Source organism: Rhodococcus sp. BS-15, from assembly GCF_000813105.1.
In the GTDB taxonomy this organism is placed as follows: Bacteria; Actinomycetota; Actinomycetes; order Mycobacteriales; family Mycobacteriaceae; genus Rhodococcoides.
The window spans coordinates 1-4,727 of record NZ_BAOX01000146.1; the positions used below are offsets into that span (position 1 = coordinate 1).

The 4,727-nt window shown below is 65.9% G+C and carries 1 protein-coding gene and 2 pseudogenes; 1 reads left to right on the forward strand and 2 read right to left on the reverse strand.

What is annotated here, in order from left to right; translation table 11 throughout:
* Positions 1-650, forward strand: a pseudogene (locus RHBS_RS16455) (TerD family protein); the annotation flags it as partial.
* Here the strand turns inward: RHBS_RS16455 and RHBS_RS29080 are convergent.
* Positions 625-2,076, reverse strand: coding sequence for a glycosyltransferase family 87 protein (locus RHBS_RS29080; protein WP_121872811.1), 1,452 nt, complete (start codon positions 2,074-2,076; stop codon positions 625-627). The pseudogene RHBS_RS16455 and the gene RHBS_RS29080 sit on opposite strands and share 26 nt — an antisense overlap.
* Before the next feature lie 113 nt (positions 2,077-2,189).
* Positions 2,190-4,297 (reverse strand): annotated as a pseudogene (locus RHBS_RS16460) (transglycosylase domain-containing protein).
* Positions 4,298-4,727: the final 430 nt, after the last annotated feature.

Here is a 4,727-nt window from a genome sequence, read left to right on the forward strand (position 1 = left end):
CGCCGGCAGCACCCGCCGCCCCCGGTCCGCACCGAGGCTCCGGAAGTCAGCCTCACCAAGTCCAAGCCCGTCAGCCTCACGAAGGGCCAGAAGGTCACCCTCCGCAAGGACGGCGGCGTGGCTCTGACGGTCATCCGCATGGGCCTCGGCTGGGACCCGGTGACCACACCGAAGAAGGCGGATTCTTCGGTGGCGGCGGCCGAGCCGCGAACATCGACCTGGACGCGTCGGCGATCATGCTCGCCGACCGCAACGTCAACGATGTCGTGTACTACGGGCAGCTCAATGCCAAGGACGGCTCGATCGTGCACCAGGGCGACAACCTCACCGGTGAGGGCGAGGGCGACGACGAGGTGATCGTGGTCGACCTGACGCGGGTGCCCAAGCACGTGACCGGCATCATCTTCACCGTCACCTCGTACCGCGGTCAGACGTTCGAGCAGGTCGCGAACGCATTCTGCCGCTTGGTGGACAACACCACCAACACCGAACTGGCCCGCTTCACCCTGCAGGGCGGTATGCCCTTCACCGGTCTGGTGATGGCGAAGGTCTACCGCCAGGGCAGTGAGTGGAAGCTTCAGGCCATCGGCGACGGTATCCAGGCCAAGCACGCCGGTGAGGCCGTCAAGCAGCTCGGCCGCTATATGTGACCTTGCGGGCAGTTGTCGTCCGATCTGCAGCGCCGTCGAGCACGCCACCGAGCGGGTCGACGGCGCTGCCGTTTCGAATGAGGTCCTCTGCCGGACGGTAGATCTGGCGAACGATCAACGCGCACAACCCGATCACGGCGATATCGCGCACCACGACGGTCGCGGTGAACCACTGTTCGGGTAGGCCCTTGTTCTCCACACCCAGGTAGTAGTACATTCGCGGGAACCAGACGAATGCGTCGATCGTCATCCACGCCAACAGAATTCGGCGATGCGGCAGCGCCAGAACGGCCAGCGGAACCAGCCACAGCGAATACTGCGGGCTCCATACCTTGTTGGTGAGCAGGAACCCGGCGACCACCAGGAAGACCAGTTGCGCGAGCCGCGGCCGCGTCGGTGCCGTCGTGCCGATGTATGCGATCAGTGCACAGACGATGGCGAACAACACCAGCGTCACGGCATTGAGAATTAACGGTTTGTCACCCGGGTACAGGGGGCCGTCGAAACCGGTCCAGCCGGTGAACGAGGTGACGACGTTGTACAGCGAATCCGGGTCGGCACCGCGCTCGGAATTGAGCCGGAAGAACTCGTACCATCCCGACGGATACAGCAGCGCGAGAGGAAGATTGACCGCCAGCCAGGCACCGAGCGCGGCGCAGGCGGTGATGCCCCACTCACGCATCTTTCCGGTGCGCCAGCACAGCACCAGCAGTGGCCCGAGGAAAAGCAGGGGATAGAGCTTGGTGGCACCGCCGAGACCGATCAGAACCCCGGCCAGAACCGGCCGCTTCTTGGCCCACGCCAGCAACCCGGTGAGCGCGAAAGCCGTTGCGAGAGCGTCGAAATTGGTGAATCCGTGCACGATCACCAGCGGCGAGGCCGCCACCAGGGCGGCATCCCAGATACGGCGTCCGGCAGCTATGGCAGTGGCCCACACGGTGACCAACCAGGCGACGGCCAATCCCAGGGCGACCACGTTGAAGTAGACGACGACCGGCAACGCCTGCGGCAGGAAACTCAGTGAATTCCAGGCCTTTCCGACGACCATCGAGCCGTACTGGTACAGCCCCGCGAGCACCGGGTACTCCATGTACCTGATCTGACTCGACCCGTCGGCCTTGGTTTCTTCCCAGGACTTCTTGTACGGGAACGCACCTTGATCGAGTCGCTCCGCCCCGTAGAGCGGCACGGTGTCGGAATAGCACATCGCCACGTACTGCCGGCTGCCACTCCAATCGAGTCCGAGCTCGCCGCCCGGCCCCACCGGTGCCTGCTGGATACAGGCGGCCTTGGCGAACCAACCGAAGCACAGGAAGACCACCGCCAGCAGCAGGACGACGCGTAGCGCGGTGAACCAGCGCTGCCGACCGATCAGCGCGTGCTTGCCGACCGGACCGCCGATGACCGAGGACAGTTCCTCGGTCATCGGATCGGTGCGACTGGGTAAATCGCGGTCTGCTGCACTCGCCGAGTCGAGCCGACCGGGGCTGGCCACTGCTCGACCCTTGCGCTCGGGTTCGGTCGTCACCGCTGGAGTCGTTACTGCCCGGGCGCCACTGGTTCGGGCGCTGCGGGTTCGGGTGCCGCCGGTTCCGGTGCCGCGGCTGCGCCGGTGCCAGTCCTGGCAGCGGGATGGTGACGCCGGGCAGAATCTCGACCTGCCGCGGAGTGATGACGACCGGCGGCGAGATCTCCGTCGGAATCGGCAAGGTCACCTGCGGCGGAGCTGTCGACGGTGCCACCGTCGCCGTCGGGGCCGGTGCCGAGTACTGCGGCACCCCGGCCTGACCCGCGATGGCCTCCGGCGTCGGGAAGGTCTCGTTCGAGGTGCCCTCCAACGTGCCGTCCATCGTGTCTTTCCAGATGTCCGACGGTATGCCCGATCCGTAGATCGGTCCGCCGTAGCTGTTCTCGAGCGGCAGACCCTGCTCGGTGCCGACCCACACGGCCGTGGACAGCGACGGCGTGTAACCGACCATCCAGGCGTCCTTGTTCTGTCCGGTGTCTCCGAGCTGAGCGGTACCGGTCTTGGCTGCCGACTGGCGACCGCCGGCGAGGTTGTGACCGTTCGAGTAGCCGGCGATCGGACGCATCGCCGAGGTCACGTTGTCCGCGACCGCAGCCGAGACGACCTGCTGGCCGGCCTCGGGAGCACGGTCCAGGAGCACTGTGCCGTCGGCGGTGACGACCTTCTGCACGAAGTGCGGAGTGTGATAAACACCGGACGCAGCCAGTGTCGCGTATGCCGAAGCCATGTCGAGGACGCGCGATTGGTACTGGCCGAGCACGACTCCGTAGTTGGGGCCTGCGTTGTCGGGCTCGGTCAGGGTGGGGCCGACGCCGTCGATCTCCTGCGGGATGCCGAGCGTGTGGGCCATGTCCGCGATGGCCTGCGGACCGTTGTCCATGCTGAGCATCATGCGGTAGAAGCTCGTGTTGAGCGACCGCTTGAGCGCCTCGGCGATGGTGCAGGTTCCACAGGAGGCACCCTCGACGTTGCTGATCTCGATGCCGTTGACGTCGAGCGGGGAGCTGTCGTACATCTTCGAGAGCGGAATTCCCTGATCCAGCGCAGCGGCCAAACCGAACACCTTGAACGAGGATCCGGTCTGCAAACCGGACTGCGCGAAGTCGAAGCCTCGTCCGTCCGCGCCGCCGTAGTACGAGCGGACCGCGCCGGTACGTGGATCGATGGATACCGAGGCCGTCCGCAGCTCCGACGGTTCGCCTTCGAGATTGCTGTTCACGGCATCGATCGCAGCCGCCTGGGCTTTCGGATCGATGGTCGTCGTGATCTGCAGGCCCTCGGTGTTGAGGTCCTGATCACTGATACCCACCGCTGACAGTTCGCGCAGTACCTGGGCCTTGATCAAGCCGTCCGGCCCGGCATCCTGGGCGTCACCGGTATCGACCTGTGACGTAGGGACCACCGCCGGGAACATCATCGCGGCTCGCTGGGTCGCGTCGAGCTGCCCCTGGGAGACCATGCCGTCGAGCACGTAGTCCCAACGCGCTTGCGCACCGGTGGGGTTGAACTCGGGATCGAGGTTGGATGGCTGCTGAATGACCGCCGCCAGGACCGCACCCTCCTCGACCGAGAGCTGATCGACCGACTTGCCGAAATACGCCGTCGACGCGGCAGCGATGCCGTACGCACCGCGGCCGAAGTAGATGGTGTTGAGATACGCAGCGAGAATGTCGTCCTTGGACCACTGACGCGCCATCTTCGAGGAGATGACGAGCTCACGCATCTTGCGGGTCAGCGTCCGATCGTTACCGACCAACGCGTTCTTCACGTACTGCTGGGTGATGGTCGAACCGCCGCCTGCGCTGTCGCGTCCGAGCACGTTGTCACGGAGAGCTCGACCGAAGCCCGTCACCGAGAATCCGGGATTGGAGTAGAAGTCGCGGTCCTCGGCAGAGAGCACGGCATTACGCACATGCTCCGGAATCTGGTCGATCGTCACGTCGGTGCGGTTGCCCTCGGGTGGCACCACCTTGCCGAGCACACTCGAGCCGTCGGCCGCGAAGATGGTGGCGACCTGGTTGGTTCTGATATCGCCGGGGCGCGGCACGTCCTCGACGGTGTACGCCACCATGAACGCCAGGATCGGCACGATCAGACCCAGGGCGATCAACGCGTACATCGTGCGTCGAGCGACCCGCCACTTGGACTTCTTCTTCGTATTCGCGGCGGGACCTCTTTCGGGCGGCTCGGGCGGTTCGCTGCCCGAGGAGAGAACTGATGGATCGTTCGGTTCGTGGGGTGGTGGCACAGAGCCGGACCGAGTGACGCCCGTCGGGGCGGCGGATCGAACAGGAGGCGCGATGGGCGGCTCTCCGTACCGACGTTCGCCGTAGGGACGTTCGCCTGCGGGACGTCCGCTGACGGGATCGATCGGCGGCCTGCCCTGAACGGGTCGGCCCTGCGGCGGCATCGGACGCTGCCCTGGAGGAGGCCCGGGACGCTGACCGGGAGGAGGCATCGGAGGACGAACCTGCGGCGGCATCGGACGCTGCCCTGGAGGAGGTCCGGGACGCTGACCGGGGGGGAGGCCCAGGTCGCTGACCGGGGGG